Raw genomic sequence first — 16530 nt, 5'->3', positions numbered from 1 at the left:
GCTCATTGATATGACAAGGTAATTGCGGTAGATTTTCCAACAATAGCGAGGCTGCATCTTTTGATGCGGCCTTTTTTATTGTCATCCCTAAACCACCGCCTTGGGCGGTGGTGATTGAACCTTGGGGCTATTGCCCGAAGGAGTGCCCATGCTAGAAGTAAACCACTTATTCACCACAAGTAAGAGGAAACTAAAAACATGGGCGATTATAGAAGTTCATCACATGTATATTGGCGTTGCAAATACCATATAGTTTGGACTCCGAAATACAGATTTAAGATCTTGAAAGGGAATGTAGGTNGATCAAGAATATGAGGCGCAGTTAGAGTTGAAGATAAACTAGCAGTGCAGGGATGCCCCCTTATAGGGGGCTATAAACCAAAGCCGCCTTCTAAGAAGGCGGATTTTTACTGCTCGCAATTCGGAGCCTTAATGGTGGCAAAACGAGATTGGAAAGCGCTGCAACAAGAGTACAAACTCGCGTTTGAACAAACAGGCATCACAATCAAAGCGTGGTGTGATCAAAACCAAATCAATTACAACACCGCGCGTCGATATCTGCAGGTGTTGAATTCGCCACTCGAAAACAGCGAAAACTCAGCAAAAAACGTTCAATCCCCACGTGCTATCACTTCTTCGCCCGATGTGGAACGGCTCGCTCAATGTGATCAGTTAGGAGAGGGTAGGGAAGAAAAGGTTTTTAAATCAAAAGGTAAGGGTGAAAAAACATCAGTGATCAGTGAAAGTGATCAGTTTACTGATCACGTGACTGATCAACACTCACCGAAACCGACCCATGCGCAATTTTTACAGCGTGTTTTGCATCTAGATACGACTCATCAACGCGATGAAAGTGGGCGGTTTATTCATGGCAACCAGTGCTCAACCAAACACAATGGCTATGCACAGCGCTTAAATGATCCAGATGCCATTTTTGATGCAGCAAACTCGGACATTGACCACGAGATTGTGTTTTGTCGGGCGCGGGTGCTGAAAGCCATGGAAACCTACCAGAAGATTGGAGCAGAGCTTGGTAAGGAGGAGTTGGCGCTGGCTGAACGCGTCAAACTGTATGAGCTCTACGTCAGCACCGACAACATTGTTGATAGAAACATGGCGCGCGTGGAATCTCTACTAAGAACCAAAGCACAGGTAAAGAAAACAGAATTGGAAGCTGAGCGTATTGCACAAGAGTCTGCTGGGCTTGGAACTGCGATTGCCGACATTGTGCAAGAAATTCAAGAGATGGGGTCGGACGGGTTCGTACTGAATGATTAACCTTGGTTCCGTCCCTCAAGAGAAGATAAGCGCGCAGGATCGCGCTTTTCTTTTTTCTCGGCTGAGCAATAAGTGGTGGCGGCTCAATCATCTTTACAAGATAGAGAATGAAGATGGCGAGCTGGTGACGTTCAAGCTTCGCCCTGCCCAAGCACTGCTGTTTAAGATGATGGGCCATCGCAACATTATCCTAAAAGCGCGCCAGCTTGGTTTCTCGACCGCCATTGATATCTACCTACTCGATGAAGCGCTATTCAATAAACGGCTTAAGTGCGGCATCGTCGCGCAGGACAAACAAGCTGCGGGGGAGATTTTCAGAACCAAAGTGGAAGTGCCTTATGACAACCTTCCGGCATGGCTCAAGGCGGCAATCCCAACCGAAGAGCGTAAGAGTGGAGCCAACGGTGGGCGCATGGTGTTTAAGAACGGCTCAAGTATTCAGGTTGCCACCTCCTTTCGCTCCGGTACTGTGCAGCGCTTGCATATTTCTGAGCATGGCAAAATTTGTGCTAAGTACCCGCACAAAGCCAAAGAGGTGAAAACGGGTACGCTTAACGCGATTCACCAGAATGCGATCTGTTTTATTGAGTCCACGGCAGAAGGGGTCGGGGGCGATTTTTATACCATGTGTATGCGCGCTATGGAGCAAGCCAAAAGTGGGGTAGAGCTGAGCCGCGAGGATTATCAGTTTCATTTTTTCGCATGGTGGCAAGATCCGAAATACCGCTCAAAAGTGCCGATGAATGGGCTCGTTGTACCGAAAGTGATGGCTGAGTACTTTACCGGAGTCGAAAAATCGATGGGCTGCCAGCTCGATGATGAGCAAAAGCAGTGGTATCTCGAGAAAGAAGCCATGCAGGGCGAGGAGATGAAACAGGAATTCCCGTCCACGCCGCTGGAGGCGTTTTTAACCTCAGGGCGTCGGGTGTTTAATCCTGTCCATATTATGGCCGCGGAAGCGGATGTTCTTGCCCCGTTCTTGGTCTATGACCTTGAACCTATGACGGGAAACCTAACTCGGGTGCACTCGATAGAGAGTCACGATCCGCTTCGCATGCAGCGTAATGCGATGAACCTTTTGCTGATGTGGGAAATGTTCGATGAGGATGAAGAGTATGCACTGGGTGTGGATATTGCCGAAGGGCTAGAGCATGGCGACCGCAGTAGTATCGATGTTGTGAAAAAATCCGATGGTGAGCAAGTGGCCCACTGGTTTGGCTATATCGATGCTGAGTTATTGGCTTATCTGGTTAAACATATCGCGATTTTATACGGCAACGCTTACGTGATGCCTGAGCGCAATAACCACGGCCATGCCTTTATTCAAAAGCTTCGAGAAATCTACCCCACACCTTACATCTATTCAGAGCAATACCTAGATCGCGACAACGATGATGAGACGGTCAAGCTCGGCTGGTTAACCACCAAACAATCCAAACCTATCCTCACAGAAGGCATGAAGACGCTCTTTCAAAACGGCGTCTCTGGCATTCGTTGGATGGGGACTATTTCGGAATACCACAGCTATGTGTACGACAAAAAGGGAGCGATGAACGCTCAGGAAGGGTGTTTTGATGACCAAGTGATGAGTCATATGCTCGCCCAAGAAGCCCGTGCACGTATGCCAAAGCGTGTGAAGTCAGAAGACCTCAAACGCGATCCTTCTAACAATCATTGGCAGACCAAATGATGCAACACGCAAAACTCGATACTTTTATGCTGCGTATACTCTCCGATATTGATGGCCAACCTGACTGGCGCAGCGCTGCTAAAGTTGCTACAGCGTACTACGATGGCGATCAGCTTGATCCGAGAGTCAAAGATAAGCTTAAACAGCGTGGCCAGCCCACCACAATCCATAACCTGATTGCGCCGACCATTGATGGTGTCCTCGGGATGGAAGCCAAAACCCGCACCGACCTTTTGGTGTGCGCAGATGATCCCGATGAACAAATGGAGCTGATGGCGGAAGCCGTGAATGCCGAGTTTTCGGATGCGGCGCGGCTAGGGCGGCTTGATAAAGCACGCTCAGAGGCGTATGGCTCACAAATCAAAGCGGGCGTTGGCTTTGTTGAGGCATACCGTAATCCCAACCCGTTCGGGCCTAAGTACAAAATCAAACTTATCCCTCGTGATGAAGTGTTCTGGGACTGGTTCTCCACTGAACCGGATTGGAGCGATTGTCGCTGGGTGATGCGTATGCGCTGGATTGATATTGATGAACTCGCGAGTTTGGTTCCCAATAAATCTAAGGTGCTGGAATACGCGAAAAAGGATTGGCGTGGGTTTGTTGATGTTGAAAACCTCGAAGGGCTCGATCCACTGTTGACCAGTGCGCATGAAGCGTTTAATCACTGGTCACGCGATCATTCGGAGTACTTATCCCATAACCGTGAGCGTATTCGTTTGCAGATTGTGTATGTGCGTCATATTGAACGCAAAGCCGTGCTTGAAACCCAAGATGGACGAGTGATGGAGTTTGACCCGAACGATCTGACTCATGCGATGGCACTGGCGATGGAGAGAGCCACACTGCGGCAGGCTCAAGTCAGTCGGATTAAAGAAGAGTGGTACGCCGGGATGTATCACTTATTGAGTCGTGATTGTGCCGCGCCTAATGGCCTGTTTCCCATCGTGCCGTTCTGGGGATTTCGCAAAGACGCCAGTGGTGAAACCTATGGTCTGATTGCTCGGGCCATTCCGGCGCAAGATGAAGTCAACTTTAGGCGCATTAAATTGACGTGGTTACTGCAGGCCAAACGAGTCTTAATGGATGAAGATGCCACCAATATGAGCCAACAACAGATTTTAGAAGAGGTTGAACGACCCGATGGCCTGATTAAGCTCAACCCACAGCGGAAAAACCAAAAATCCATCAGCGAAGTGTTTCAGGTTCAGCAAGATTTCAATATCGCCGCGCAGCAATTTAATGTAATGCAGGATTCGATGAAGCTTATCCAAGATACCATGGGTGTTTATGGTGCTTTCTTGGGGCAAGAATCCAACGCGACCAGTGGGATTGCGATTGCCAATCTGGTTGAGCAGGGGGCGACAACGCTTGCCGAAATCAACGATAACTACAACTTTGGATCGCAGCTATTGGGTGAGCTGCTACTGGGTTACATCCTTGAGGATATGCGTGAGCAGCACAATAAAGCGATTGTGATCAACCGTAATGACAAGCGAAAGCGCAAAACTGTAGTGATGAACCAAGTCGATGAACAAGGGCTACTGACCAATGATTTAACCCGCTTACGCGCCCATATTGCGCTGGCTCCCATTCAGCAAACCGCTGCTTACAAATCGCAGTTGGCAGAGCGAATGATGATGATCACCGCGCAGTTGCCGCCAGAAGTACAAATCACCGTGATTGATTTAGTGCTGGAGCTTACCGATGTGCCGAATAAGCAAGAGTTTATGGAGCGTGTCCGAGCGGCGCTGAATATTGAAAAAGAGCCGGAGGATATGACAGAGGAAGAGCAGGCCGAGTTAGCCGCGCAAAAGTAGCAGGAGCAACAACTTCAGCAAAAGCAGCTTGAGTTGCAGATGCGGGAAATGGAGGCCAAGGTCCTCAAACTGGAAAGCGAAGCAAAGAACATCATGGCCAAGGCGCAGCGCGAAGAAGGTTTAACCGATAGCCAGCGCTACGACAATGCCAAAACCAAGCGGATTTTGCAAGAAATCGAAAACCTCAATCTCGAAATGACTCAAATGCAAAGCCAGATGCTGCAAACCGTGGAGGCAATGATTGAACAGATGTAGCAGGTTAGATTTGAAAGTGTATTGATTACAGACAGTTGGACAAACGCCTCTCAAATGCTCGCTGAGAGGATAGGAAATTTGTAACTTAGTATCGTTTTTAAATTGCTTTTTCGCGATTTCAATATAAAAATAATACTGTATATAAATACAGTAAAGTTATATGAAAGTCATACCTATTTACGCAAGTGCGGGCATCACAGGTTTTGAAAGTCCTGCAACTGAATACAAACAACTCTCCATTGATCTTGATGGTTTACTTATCCAGCATCCGAGTGCCACTTTTATTGGTAAAGCGAGCGGCGATTCTATGCAAGGAGTGGGGATATTTGATGGCGATTTGCTGATTGTTGATTGTCATCTTGAAGCGATGAATCACGATGTGATTGTTGCGAATTTTAATGGAGAGTTTGTATGTAAGATCCTCGATATTCGTCGTCGATTATTGCTCTCTGCAAATGAAAAAATGCAGCCTGTCGCTATCCACGATTTTGATACCTTCTCTTTAGAAGGCGTTGTGGTTAGCTCCATTCGTTTCCATCGAAGTAATCAGATATTGAGTGATCAGTGATGTTTGCTTTAGTTGATGCTAACTCGTTTTACTGTAGTGCTGAACAAGTCTTTCGTCCGGATTGGCGAGGAAAGCCCATCATAGTGTTATCAAACAATGATGGTTGCGTTGTGGCTGCGAATCGCCAAGCAAAGGAAGCGGGTGTTGAGAAGTTTAAACCCTACTTTCAGGTTAAAGCGCTTTGTGAGCAAAAAGGCGTTATTACACTTTCATCAAACTATGAATTGTATGCCGACTTATCGTCAAAGATGATGCAGGTGATTGGGAGATTCGCGCCCGAGCAACACATATACAGTATCGATGAGTCTTTCCTTTCATTTGAGCATAGCTTTCCTGCCATTCGTTCTCTCAAAGAGCATGGTATGAAATTACGACGAGCCGTCTGGCGTGAGTGCCGTCTTCCTGTAAGTGTTGGCTTTGGGAGTACATTAACACTCGCGAAAGTGGCTAACCATGCCGCAAAAAAATTGGATGCTTATCAGGGTGTTTGTGTACTTGATAATGAAAAAGAGCGTCAAATAGTGTTATCTCAATTACGAGCAGTTGATGTGTGGGGCATCGGCCGTAAACTTGGACAGCGCCTACAGCTAATGGGCATTAAAACCGCTTTACAACTGGCTAACTATCCTCCCGCCCTCATTAGGAAAGAGTTTAACGTTGAGGTTGAACGTACCGTTCGTGAGCTGAATGGACAAAAATGCAAAGGATGGGATGTAGCTCGAGCCGATAAGAAACAAATTTTTTCTACGCGTAGTGCAGGGCAGCGAATTACAGATATTGAGTCGTTGAAGCAGGCCTTGTGTAAACATGTCAATATTGCCTCTTATAAGGCCCGTCAACAAAAATCACTCTGCCGAGTCATGCTCTGTTTTGCAAATAGCTCTCCGTTTGACGAGTATTCGGTTGTACGTAGAGCGATTCATAGATTTGCTTATCCGACATCTGATGTGACGCAATTGACCCAGATTGCCTCTTTATTGGCTGAGCAATTGTTTCAGGAGGATATTCGGTTTTATAAGATTGGCGTGGGTTTGCTTGACCTTGTTGATGGGCAACATGAACAACCAGATTTATTCAATCCTAATCCGAACAACCCTGCGTTGATGCATGTTTACGATACTCTAAATGGTCGGTATGGGAGTGATACCCTTTTTTTGGCGGTACAGGGTATTACTCAGAAATGGGCAATGCGGCGTGATATGTTGACCCCGCAGTACACCACGCGTTGGCAAGATTTGCCCAAAATCAAATGCTGATAATATGAGTTAGGTTCTACATGGATTGCTGCCTGAACGTCTTTGCCAAGTAATAAGTCAGTCGAGTGGCGCTGAATCATTTTTGCCCCTTTTCTGTTTAGAGTTGTTACTCATAACATGTCGGTTCAGCCTCATTTGAATAAATATTACTAATGCTTATATGGTTTGGTTACTCTACTATTCAGAAGATTAAGAAATTAATTCGATGATAAAGCTAACGTTCACTGTCGATAAGATGCAAAAACGCCTCCATCTTAATCAGAATAGAGGCGCTTGAAGGAGCAGTGGGGGATAACTTAATTACTCAGAAACGAGGGCAACCGCTTCGCGAGTGAGCTTAGCCAGTTCATCCCATTGGCCAGCTTCAATCAGCTTTTTATCAACCATCCATGAACCTCCACACGCCAGCACTCGTGGCACAGCTAAGTAGTCTTTGATGTTGGCAGGATTGATTCCACCCGTTGGCATTAATCTCACGTTCGTGTATGGCGCCAGCAGTGCCTTAACCATATTTACACCACCTGAGGCTTCCGCAGGGAAGAACTTGAGTGTGGTTAGGCCCATTTCTAATGTCGCTTCAATGGTGCTAGGGTTGTTGATACCCGGGACGATATCAATACCAATCTCTTGGCACGCTTTTACAGTATTTGGGTTAAAACCCGGTGACACTATAAACGTTGCGCCCGCTTCTTTTGCTGCCATCGCTTGTTGTTTATTTAGCACCGTGCCTGCACCGATCAGCATGTCAGGTTGGGCTTCACGCAGGAGTCGAATCGCTTCTACTGCCGCTTCTGAGCGAAAGGTAATTTCTGCTGCTGGTAGGCCGTTTTCCGCCAACACTTTACCCAGTGGGATAATGTCTTGTGCATTATCAATCGCAATAACAGGGATAACTTTCAGCGCTTGTAGCTGCTCGTTTAAGTTAGGCATTGTTTTGTTCCTATTTGAATCTATGCTTTGCGGCGTCTGTGAACGCCTTAGAGATGATGGCGCCCTTATGCTGAATCACTTCACCAGCCAGCACATTACCATTATGGCAAGCTTGTTTTATGTCGCCGGTTTCAAGGTATGTCGCTAAAAAGCCGCCATTAAATGAATCACCAGCAGACGTTGTATCGACCACATTCTCAACCACCGTTGTTGACACATTATAGGGTTCATTAGCGCCCTGTTCCGAGACTAAACAACCGTTAGCACCGAGTTTGACGATGACCGTCTTTGCCCCAAGAGCAGTGAGCCGTTCGCAAGTTTGTAGAGGAGTTTCATCTCCCCAGATGGCTTGCTCATCATCAAACGTTACTAGGGCTAAATCGGTTGTTTGATACATAAGGCGATAAGCAGACTGAACGGTTTGATGATTGTCATCAGGCCAAAGTGCCAGTCGATAATTGCTATCGAAAGCGATTTCGACACCCGACTCTTTTAACTGCGCCAGTAACTCCAGCATCTGCGCCCTATCTTGCTTAGGTAAGATCGCCAAGCTGATGCCGCTGACAAACACCATATCTGCGCTTTTTAAAGATGACGTCACCTGTGCAAACTCAGGGTGCTGAACGAGATACTTAGCCGCAGATTGGTCTCGCCAATACAAGAAGGTTCTTTCACCTTGCATGTCGAGCTGAATCAAGTACAGCCCGGGTGAACGCTCGGTATCGGTCAGAACTAAGCTGGTATCAACGCCCTCTTGCTTCCAGCGAGCCGTCATTTCTTGGCTAAGAGCTTCACCTCCCATGACCGTGACATACTTCACTGACAGTTCAGAGGTTGAGTGTCTTTGACTTCGGCATAGATAAATCGCGGCGTTTAAGGTGTCTCCACCGAACGTCTGCTGCATCTCCCCAAACGGTTTTCCGTTCAGTTCAATCATGCATTCCCCAATGATGGCAATTGTCTTCATCGCACTATTTCTTTATGCAAGTCAGGCCAGCCAACCTAAGCTGAGCAGGCCTGATGTTATATTGAAGGATTATTTGTTGTCTAAGCGAACAAACATCATGGTCAGGATAAATGACAGAGTAAACACGCCAATCACACCCATCACAGCTTGAATAAAGTTCTGTGTACCGCTCGCTAAGTACGCAGGAAGACTGAATACTGACGATAGAATGTAACTTGTTAGGTGCGTATCGATAGTTACTGAGATAGCGCCCATAATACCGGTTGCCAAGCTCGCCATGAACAGCGCTTTGGTGTATTTAGTCAGCGTACCGAACAGTGCTGGTTCAGTAATACCTAGAATCGCTGTCACGCCAGAACCTACCGTCATCGAAGACTGCTCTTTAGACACACTGTTACGCTGTTTGTACCAAATCGCCATCGTCGCACCTGCAATTGCTAGGTTACCCAGACACATGATTGGCATTAACAGGTCTTTTCCGTAAAGCGCAAAGTTATTTAGGCTGATTGGCGTCATGCTGTGGTGAATACCAAACACAATAGTAATTGGACGAGTTAAGCCGAACACAAAACCTGTCAAAGTTGGTGAGATTTCTAGTAGCGAGCTAACCACCCAGCCAGCACCATTACTTACCCACATGCCAGCAGGCGCAACCAGTGAAAGGACAACAGTTGATGTGACGGTAAAGGCTAGCAGTGGCGTAAATACCGGTTTTGCTGAGCTCGGAACCAGCTTATCCACCATCGGAGTGATCTTAGATAGCACCCAGACCGCAAGGATCGCTGGCACAATCGCACCACCGTAGTTCATTAGCTCAATTGGTACCACTCCAAACACGTTAAGCTCGGCTTTGCTGCCAGCATCAGACAGTAAGGCAGCCTTTTCTACTAGCTTTGGAGACATCATTGCCGCTGCAACCGCCAATGCAATGTACTCATTCACTTTGAACACTTTGGCTGCTGAGAACGAAACCAGCATAGGTAAAAAGAAGAACACAGCCACAGAGATAGAGCGATAAAAGAACACGGTATCGGAAGATTCCGAAATCACATTGGTAGCAATAAGCCCTGATAATAGGCCCATTAACATACCTGCACCGGCAATGGCAGGAACGACCGGACCAAAGATGCCTGCGACGATGCGCATTGCGTTTTGGAACAGTTTACCTTTCTCTTGTTCAATCTCTGCGTCTTCTGGCGCTGCACTTGCACCGGATAGCGCTAGGTACCATTTCTCGACTTCAACGCCGATGATCACCTGAGTTTGACCTTGTGCGAGAACCACACCTTTCACGCCTTGAATGGCTTCGAGTTTTTCTTTATTCGCTTTTGACTCATCGACCAATTTAAAACGCAGTCGAGTCATACAGTGAGTGATGTTTGCTATGTTTTCGTTACCGCCAAGGGCTGCAACCAATTCTTGTAATTTCATGCTAAAGCTGTCTGCTTTCCCTAGTGCACTATCGCTGATAGCCATGTTAGTTTCTGTCAATTGCATCATACATTCCTATGTGCTGGTCTGCTCATTTACTGCGATAATCTTAGCGATTGAGCATTTTTATCCAATCGACAAAACAGTGATAAAAATCACAATAAAACAGCTTGAAAATTAATTTTGGCCGTTTTTTAGCAATTGGTTCGTTTTTTTATCCTAATTCTAAATAGGAACGAACCAGTTAATTTTCAGTATAAATTACCGCTTGAAATCTGCATTTTTTCACGCTTATATAAAATAAATCCTGTTGATCGAGCTAGTTTTAAAGTGAATAAAAATATCATTTCAAATGTTGAGTGTATGATAACCAAACCTGACCGACACAACCTGATTACCGTTATTGTTGAAACGGAATCAGGGATGAAAGGTTTTGGTTGTGCTACTTTCCAGCAACGACCATTGGCGGTAAAAACAATGGTTGATGAATATCTCAAACCGTTATTAATTGGTAAAGACGCTAATAATATTGAAGACCTATGGCAAATGATGATGGTTAATGCTTATTGGCGTAATGGACCAGTAATCAATAATGCTATTTCAGGTGTTGATATGGCGCTGTGGGATATTAAAGCGAAATTAGCTAACATGCCGCTACATCAATTATTTGGTGGTAAAGCTCGTGATGCAATTCAGGTCTATACCCATGCAACAAGTGATACAATGGAAGGGCTGTATGAGCAGGTCGAAAAATACCTAGCGCAGGGCTACAAACATATTCGCTGCCAGTTAGGTTTTTATGGTGGTGTGCCAGAAAATATCCACACGGCAAATAACCCAACTGACGGGTCTTACTACGACCAAGACCAGTATATGGAAAACACGGTTGAGATGTTCAAATGCTTGCGTGAAAAGTATGGCAATCAATTCCACATTCTTCACGATGTCCATGAACGCCTGTTCCCAAATCAAGCAATTCAATTTGCCAAACGAGTAGAACAGTACACGCCATATTTTATTGAAGATATATTGCCGCCAAACCAAACTGAGTGGCTGGATAATCTTCGCAGTCAAACCAGTGTTTCGCTAGCGCTAGGGGAGTTATTTAACAACCCTGAAGAGTGGAAACAACTGATCATTAATCGCCGTATTGACTTCATTCGATGCCATGTCTCTCAGATCGGGGGGATTACTCCGGCATTGAAACTGGGTCACCTATGCCAAAGCTTTGGAGTGCGCATTGCATGGCACTGTCCACCAGATATGACACCAATTGGCGCAGCAGTGAATACTCACTTAAACGTGCACCTACATAACGCTGCGATTCAAGAGCACGTTGAATACAATGCTAATACACAAGCGGTATTTCCTAATGCTGCCGAGCCTATCAATGGCTATTTATATGCATCAGAGTTGCCAGGGATCGGGGTTGAAATGAACCAAGATGCTGCACAAGATTTCCCGGTCACTTATCGTCCTCATGAATGGACTCAGAGCCGACTGCCTGATGGCACTATTCATACGCCATAGCGATAGGCTCACTTCATTTAAATAGAAAAACGACCGCTAATCGCGGTCGTTTTGATCTCGGTAATTTAAACTCTCTGGGTTAAACTTGGAGTGGTAAGTACACTGGTAGTTGATATCAATGATGTCACTGACGACAAACACCTCACCAGAAGTGAGAAAGCCACGATTGGTGATGTTCATTGCTGAACTAGAGCGCTTACATCCCAATAAATCTGCATCTTCCTTTGAAACACTGATCGCTTGGTAGGTCGTGAGGTAGCTGTCGATTTCCAACCCCAACGAAAGTGCATGCTTCTGAAGAGAGCTTTCGATAATATTATCGTTCACCACTGGGAATAATTTCACGGGCAGCCTCGCCTCTTCAATCTGGGTGACTTTTCCTTGAATTAACCTTAAGCGTTTCACATTCCAAATATATTCATCTTCTTCAATTGAGAATACTTGCATTTCATGTATGGTTGGTAATCTCTTATTCAATTTTATTTTCTTATAAGAAATTTCACCAAATTTATTCTCAGTTACTGAGTTGTATATTAATGGTGAATCTATACTCGAGGTGTTTACATAATACCCCGAGCCAGCTTTGGATTTAACCATACCAATTGCTTCAAGTTTAGACATTGCCTTTCTCACCGAGAAACGGGAAATGTCATATTTTTCAGCTAATTCTCTTTCTGAAGGTAATTTTACATCAATAATATTTTGGCAAATCTTACTGATTATATCTTGAACAAGTTCTTGGTACTTTTTCATGGAACGCTTAATGTTTGGCGGTTCATTATAATTTAACGCATCTGGGCTACTTTCTCCATGAAGCAAGCCTAAAATAGAGATTTAGATCAAATAGGCAGCTCATGATGAACTGCCTATTTACTAGAGGTGTTTGCCTGCACTCATGCTAGTGAATCGCGGGCATAACTAAGATCGTAGCCACCGCAGTGGATAAGGAGACTTGGCTAGTTGCACGTAGGCTGGTCGCATAATTGTGATACTGGAAGTCATCCGAAAAATCAGAGTGCTCTACGGCTCGTAACTCAGAATTGTCCAGAGACGCGCTAAAAACGAGACTTCCCGAGTTACTTCCCTAAATTCATTTCCTCATCTTCAACAGTTGAATTCCCAACCAACTTGCGGTAGATTTTCCAACAATACCAAAGCTGCCTCCGGGCGGCTTTTTTTGTTTCTGAGCCCTGTCATTGGCGGGGTTTTTTATTGGCTGCTGGGAGTTGAGATGCCATTGAAAGAGCCGGAGAGCTGGACCCAACTCCAATCCATAGGCCTTGCGCTGATGGCGATTTGGGGAGGGCTGGTGACTTACATCATCGATATTCGCAAAAAGAATCGTCCCTTTCGTTTGGTAGAAGCGCTGATGCAAATCATCGTCTCTGGATTTGCGGGCGCATTGTGTGCTTTGGCCGCAATGTACTTTGAATGGCCGCAAGAATTGGCGGGGTTTGCTTGTGGTATCAGTGGTTACGCTGGCTCGCGGATCCTTGCCATTTTTGAGCGCAAATTTATTAGCTCTATCTCAAATCAGCCTTAAACGCCGAATGCTTTGTATTGCCCTCACATGCTTGGTTGGATGTGGGGGCTTTTTATTGGAGAAAAGTCATGTTTGATGTGGTGTTTGAACGTCTAATGCCCCACGAAGGCGGCTTTCAATGTGACCCCAAAGATCGCGGAAACTGGACTGGAGGACGTGTCGGCGTTGGTGAGCTGAAGGGCACCAATCGTGGCATTGCCGCGATGACTTACCCACATCTTGATATCAGAAGCCTCTCCTACGAGCAGGTGAAGGCGATTTACTTTGAGGATTGGTGGCAAGCGTTCGGTATGGCGTATTTTCGTCCGGCGATGCAATACCAACTCTTTGATGCTGCGGTGCAGCATGGTTGGCATCGTGCCGTGAAAATGCTGCAAAACGCAGTGGGTGAAAAGCCTGATGGCATTATCGGCCCGAAGACGCTGTTGGCGACACAAACGATGGATCTCAATGATCTACTGATGCGCTACATCGCTTATCGCATCACGCTTTACACCAAAGTCTCGACCTTCAACGAATACGGGCGAGGGTGGATGCGCCGAATCGCGCAGTGTCTGCTGTTCGCCGCAATGGACAATGACCTTTAAGGGGAACTTATGGATAAGCTAGGTCTTATTTTTAAAAACCGCAAAGTGATCCGTGCGCTGGTGGCGTTATTGGCGGCATTGATGCTGTCATTGGGCTACCAGATATCGCCGGAGTTTCAATCGCTGCTGTCACAGGCGGTGTGTGAAGTGATGGAATGTATCGAGTGACATCATGAACGAGTTGTTATCCCTATTGATGAGGCTACTAAATGCGATGTTGGATTCGATTAATCGGTCGCGTAAACAAGCGGCAACCGATTCTCCTAGTGAGCATATTGCTAATGGTGGTCTCGTGCAGCGTAGTGAGAAAACCTTCGCCGATGTGGCCAACCAACCTGACCGTGATTGAGCTCGCTGATGGCGGACTTTGCCTTGACCGAGCTTCGGCAGAAAAGCTTGCCGCATTTAAAGCGGAATTAGAGTCGTTGTAAGCGGGAGTATTGATGAAAAGTATCGCGCATGAACTTACGGTATTGGTGGATAAATCCAAGCCGTTTCGTTCGTTATTGGTAAAAGCTGAGGTGGGTGGCTCCGTCGAGCTGCAATATGAGCTCGATGGTGAGCGGATCACCGCACAAACCTTTACTGCGACAGGTCACTATGAGCTGGTGATCTTGCGTAGCGGGTACCTTGTTCCAAATAATGCCCACTTTTCCTTGGTGTAAGCATGGTCGATCAACAGCCACTTTGGGTACGCCGAGTCTTGGTGAGCCGCGAACGCTACGCCCCATATTTTGATGGTTTAACGCAATATGCCGTATTGGATAAACCTATGGTTTTCAATGGTGATTTTGATATTTCTATTGAGGCCGAAGGGTTAAGAAACGACAGTTTTCAAGCGCTCTTTTCTGGAGAGACGGTCGATAACTTCTTTCGATTGCTTCAAGGTGGCAGTGGGATCCAGTGCTATATCGGTGGCGCAATTGTCTCTTGGTTGACCAATCAGTTTGATGCGTCTAAGCCTCATCATTACCGGCTGAAACGGGTGGGGTCAGTGGCCTCAATTGGGGTTGATGGCGAATGGAAAGTCAGCCGTGAAGGTATTCAAACGCCGCTCACCGTCACTCGTATGATGCGCTCTTGGACCACATCACTTTTCACAAGAGGGCAGATCCGCGAGCTCATCATTCAAGGGGCGGTGTATCCCTTGGATCAGAAAGAGAGTGCCATTCAAAGAAGCCAGCCAGATAACGGCAATTCGCTGACCATTATCAACCATACCAAAGCGATGTGGAGATGTGTGTGAGCCTCTATCAGATGTATGCTTTTCTTTCGATGCCCGAGTGGCAAATGCGCTTTAAATCCCGATTTCCTGATGCGGTTGAGGTTCAGGGCTATAAACTGGCGGTGTTTTTGAATACGGAAAAGGAGGTGCTGATGCGTCAGGCGAGCCAAGCTGTCGAACTGGAGGCGAGCGCCATTATCACCGCACTGGCCACACAAAGTCACGCCAGCATGATCTGTGATTACGCTGCCGCCATGCAGGTTTGCCAGTATTTCGAGTCCAGCGAGCAATAGTCCCCATGAATATTCAATGCCGAGCCTAGTGCTCGGCTTTGTTGTTTTTGTCGCTAAGCGTTTTTTCGAGAGCGCTTAACCGCACAGACAGCGACACGTCTAATCAAAGGAGTCACCATGAATACCCATCAAGACACGATTGCCGTCACTGGTAATGAAACATTGGAAGAGCTGGAAGCTTTGCTGGAATCGATGGAAGCGGAAGAAAGTCGCCCAACAGTTGAGAAGGAACAAGGTGCTGACGAGCACCTTGCTCCCTCTTCACAATCGCAAAGCGTGGAAGGTTTAGACGGCGATACCGATGCAGCCTCGCCAACTGCAGAGCCTAACGCAAAGCCAGACGGTATTCTTGCCAAAGACCAAAAGCACATTATCCCGATGGAGGTGCTCGAGCGAGAGCGGCAAGAAAAAGCTCAGCTTCGCCAAGAACTTGAAGAGTTAAAAGCGCATTCAGCGCAGCTTGAAAAAGCGCAGCGCATGATTGATGTGCGTAATAAACAACTCGAGGAATTGGGCGTGGCGCCGGCTGACTTACCGGAAGATGTCACCATTGATGAAAAAAAACTTGCCGCGTTGCAGGAGGATTACCCCGAGCTCGCCCCTTTCTTTTTGGCTATGAATAACAAAATTGAGGCGTTGGTTTCCAGTGGCACGGTGGCGGCCTCGACCACACCACCGGTGACTGAAAGCGCCGCGCCAGTCGACAACGCTGAGTTGACGACGGCGCTGCAAGCGAACGCAGATTTGCAGTCGTGGATGAGTGAAGGTGGGGCGCGTTGGAATGCCGCGCAGCAAATTGATGACCATTTAGCCTCAAGTTCTGAATGGGCGAATCGAAGTTACGCCGAGCGATTTCAAGAGGTAAGTAAGCGGGTACGACAGGCGTTTGGTGATGAGCCAAAATTGTCAGCCCAAGAGGCTCTGAGCGCGGCGCAAGAAGCAAGCAGTAAAGCGAAAAACGCTTTGCCTGCGTCACCCAGTGAGCTTGGCAATACTCATCGTGCGGGTGATTCCGATCTGATGAACCGGGTACAGAGTGCTAACCACGAAGAGCTGGGTAAATTGTTTGACTCACTTAGTGAAACGCAAATCGAGCAACTGCTTTATAACGCTGGATTCTAAACCCGTTTTTCAAACACCGAGCCTCAGCTGACACGCAG

At 46.7% G+C, this 16530-nt stretch carries 17 protein-coding genes and 2 pseudogenes; 15 read left to right on the top strand and 4 right to left on the bottom strand.

Features of this window, described 5'->3' with window-relative positions:
* Positions 1–198: 198 nt before the first annotated feature.
* The 6 genes and pseudogenes from AACT42_RS15830 to AACT42_RS15805 form a co-directional block, all read left to right on the top strand.
* Positions 199–300 (top strand): annotated as a pseudogene (locus AACT42_RS15830) (transposase); the annotation flags it as partial.
* Between the two features lie 132 nt (positions 301–432).
* On the top strand, positions 433–1278 hold the full coding sequence (locus AACT42_RS15825) for a hypothetical protein (RefSeq protein WP_094133155.1): 846 nt from the start codon (positions 433–435) through the stop codon (positions 1276–1278).
* Positions 1271–2968, top strand: coding sequence for a terminase (locus AACT42_RS15820; RefSeq protein ID WP_000609063.1), 1698 nt, complete (start codon positions 1271–1273; stop codon positions 2966–2968). Before AACT42_RS15825 ends, AACT42_RS15820 begins: the two co-directional genes overlap by 8 nt.
* Positions 2965–5040, top strand: a pseudogene (locus tag AACT42_RS15815) (portal protein). The gene AACT42_RS15820 and the pseudogene AACT42_RS15815 overlap by 4 nt, the downstream one beginning before the upstream one ends.
* Positions 5041–5200: 160 nt before the next feature.
* Positions 5201–5608, top strand: coding sequence for a LexA family protein (locus AACT42_RS15810; RefSeq protein WP_094133154.1), 408 nt, complete (start codon positions 5201–5203; stop codon positions 5606–5608).
* Complete coding sequence (locus AACT42_RS15805; RefSeq protein ID WP_094133153.1) at positions 5608–6864, top strand: Y-family DNA polymerase; 1257 nt, start codon at positions 5608–5610, stop codon at positions 6862–6864. Before AACT42_RS15810 ends, AACT42_RS15805 begins: the two co-directional genes overlap by 1 nt.
* A 300-nt stretch (positions 6865–7164) precedes the next feature.
* Here the strand turns inward: AACT42_RS15805 and AACT42_RS15800 are convergent, their stop codons facing one another.
* The 3 genes from AACT42_RS15800 to AACT42_RS15790 all read right to left on the bottom strand — a co-directional run bounded on the left by AACT42_RS15800 (position 7165) and on the right by AACT42_RS15790 (position 10237).
* Positions 7165–7794: a bifunctional 4-hydroxy-2-oxoglutarate aldolase/2-dehydro-3-deoxy-phosphogluconate aldolase gene (locus AACT42_RS15800; RefSeq protein WP_094133152.1), complete on the bottom strand. Its 630-nt coding sequence runs from the start codon at positions 7792–7794 to the stop codon at positions 7165–7167.
* 10 nt (positions 7795–7804) lie between these two features.
* Positions 7805–8761 carry a sugar kinase gene (locus AACT42_RS15795; protein WP_094133151.1) on the bottom strand — a complete coding sequence of 319 codons (957 nt, stop codon included), beginning with the start codon at positions 8759–8761 and terminating at the stop codon, positions 7805–7807.
* A 69-nt stretch (positions 8762–8830) separates the two neighbouring features.
* Positions 8831–10237: a PTS transporter subunit EIIC gene (locus AACT42_RS15790; RefSeq protein ID WP_412767348.1), complete on the bottom strand. Its 1407-nt coding sequence runs from the start codon at positions 10235–10237 to the stop codon at positions 8831–8833.
* A gap of 285 nt (positions 10238–10522) precedes the next feature.
* Between AACT42_RS15790 and AACT42_RS15785 the strand changes: the two genes are divergently transcribed.
* Positions 10523–11722 (top strand): enolase C-terminal domain-like protein, encoded by a 1200-nt coding sequence (locus AACT42_RS15785; protein WP_094133149.1) that lies wholly within the window; start codon positions 10523–10525, stop codon positions 11720–11722.
* A 36-nt stretch (positions 11723–11758) separates the two neighbouring features.
* Here AACT42_RS15785 and AACT42_RS15780 read toward each other — a convergent pair whose 3' ends face one another.
* Complete coding sequence (locus AACT42_RS15780; RefSeq protein WP_094133148.1) at positions 11759–12475, bottom strand: GntR family transcriptional regulator; 717 nt, start codon at positions 12473–12475, stop codon at positions 11759–11761.
* A 478-nt stretch (positions 12476–12953) separates the two neighbouring features.
* Between AACT42_RS15780 and AACT42_RS15775 the strand changes: the two genes are divergently transcribed.
* The 8 genes from AACT42_RS15775 to AACT42_RS15740 all read left to right on the top strand — a co-directional run bounded on the left by AACT42_RS15775 (position 12954) and on the right by AACT42_RS15740 (position 16492).
* Positions 12954–13265: a phage holin family protein gene (locus AACT42_RS15775; RefSeq protein ID WP_094133147.1), complete on the top strand. Its 312-nt coding sequence runs from the start codon at positions 12954–12956 to the stop codon at positions 13263–13265.
* A 68-nt stretch (positions 13266–13333) separates the two neighbouring features.
* On the top strand, positions 13334–13852 hold the full coding sequence (locus AACT42_RS15770; RefSeq protein ID WP_094133146.1) for a glycoside hydrolase family 108 protein: 519 nt from the start codon (positions 13334–13336) through the stop codon (positions 13850–13852).
* Between the two features lie 9 nt (positions 13853–13861).
* Positions 13862–14020, top strand: coding sequence for a hypothetical protein (locus tag AACT42_RS15765; RefSeq protein WP_176429089.1), 159 nt, complete (start codon positions 13862–13864; stop codon positions 14018–14020).
* Positions 14021–14024: 4 nt separating this feature from the next.
* Entirely contained in the window at positions 14025–14201 is a 177-nt protein-coding gene (locus tag AACT42_RS15760) for a hypothetical protein (protein ID WP_176429090.1), read from the top strand.
* Between the two features lie 94 nt (positions 14202–14295).
* Complete coding sequence (locus AACT42_RS15755) at positions 14296–14517, top strand: hypothetical protein (RefSeq protein WP_000835321.1); 222 nt, start codon at positions 14296–14298, stop codon at positions 14515–14517.
* A 2-nt stretch (positions 14518–14519) separates the two neighbouring features.
* Positions 14520–15098, top strand: coding sequence for a hypothetical protein (locus AACT42_RS15750; protein ID WP_094133145.1), 579 nt, complete (start codon positions 14520–14522; stop codon positions 15096–15098).
* Between the two features lie 11 nt (positions 15099–15109).
* On the top strand, positions 15110–15370 hold the full coding sequence (locus AACT42_RS15745; protein ID WP_094133156.1) for a hypothetical protein: 261 nt from the start codon (positions 15110–15112) through the stop codon (positions 15368–15370).
* Positions 15371–15487: 117 nt separating this feature from the next.
* On the top strand, positions 15488–16492 hold the full coding sequence (locus AACT42_RS15740; RefSeq protein WP_094133144.1) for an ATPase: 1005 nt from the start codon (positions 15488–15490) through the stop codon (positions 16490–16492).
* The last annotated feature ends 38 nt before the right edge of the window (positions 16493–16530 follow it).

Source organism: Vibrio sp. V15_P4S5T153, assembly GCF_963874485.1.
GTDB classification, from domain to species: domain Bacteria; phylum Pseudomonadota; class Gammaproteobacteria; order Enterobacterales; family Vibrionaceae; genus Vibrio; species Vibrio anguillarum.
The sequence above is the reverse complement of the archived record's forward strand: the minus strand, read 5'-3'. Positions and strand labels throughout refer to the sequence as shown.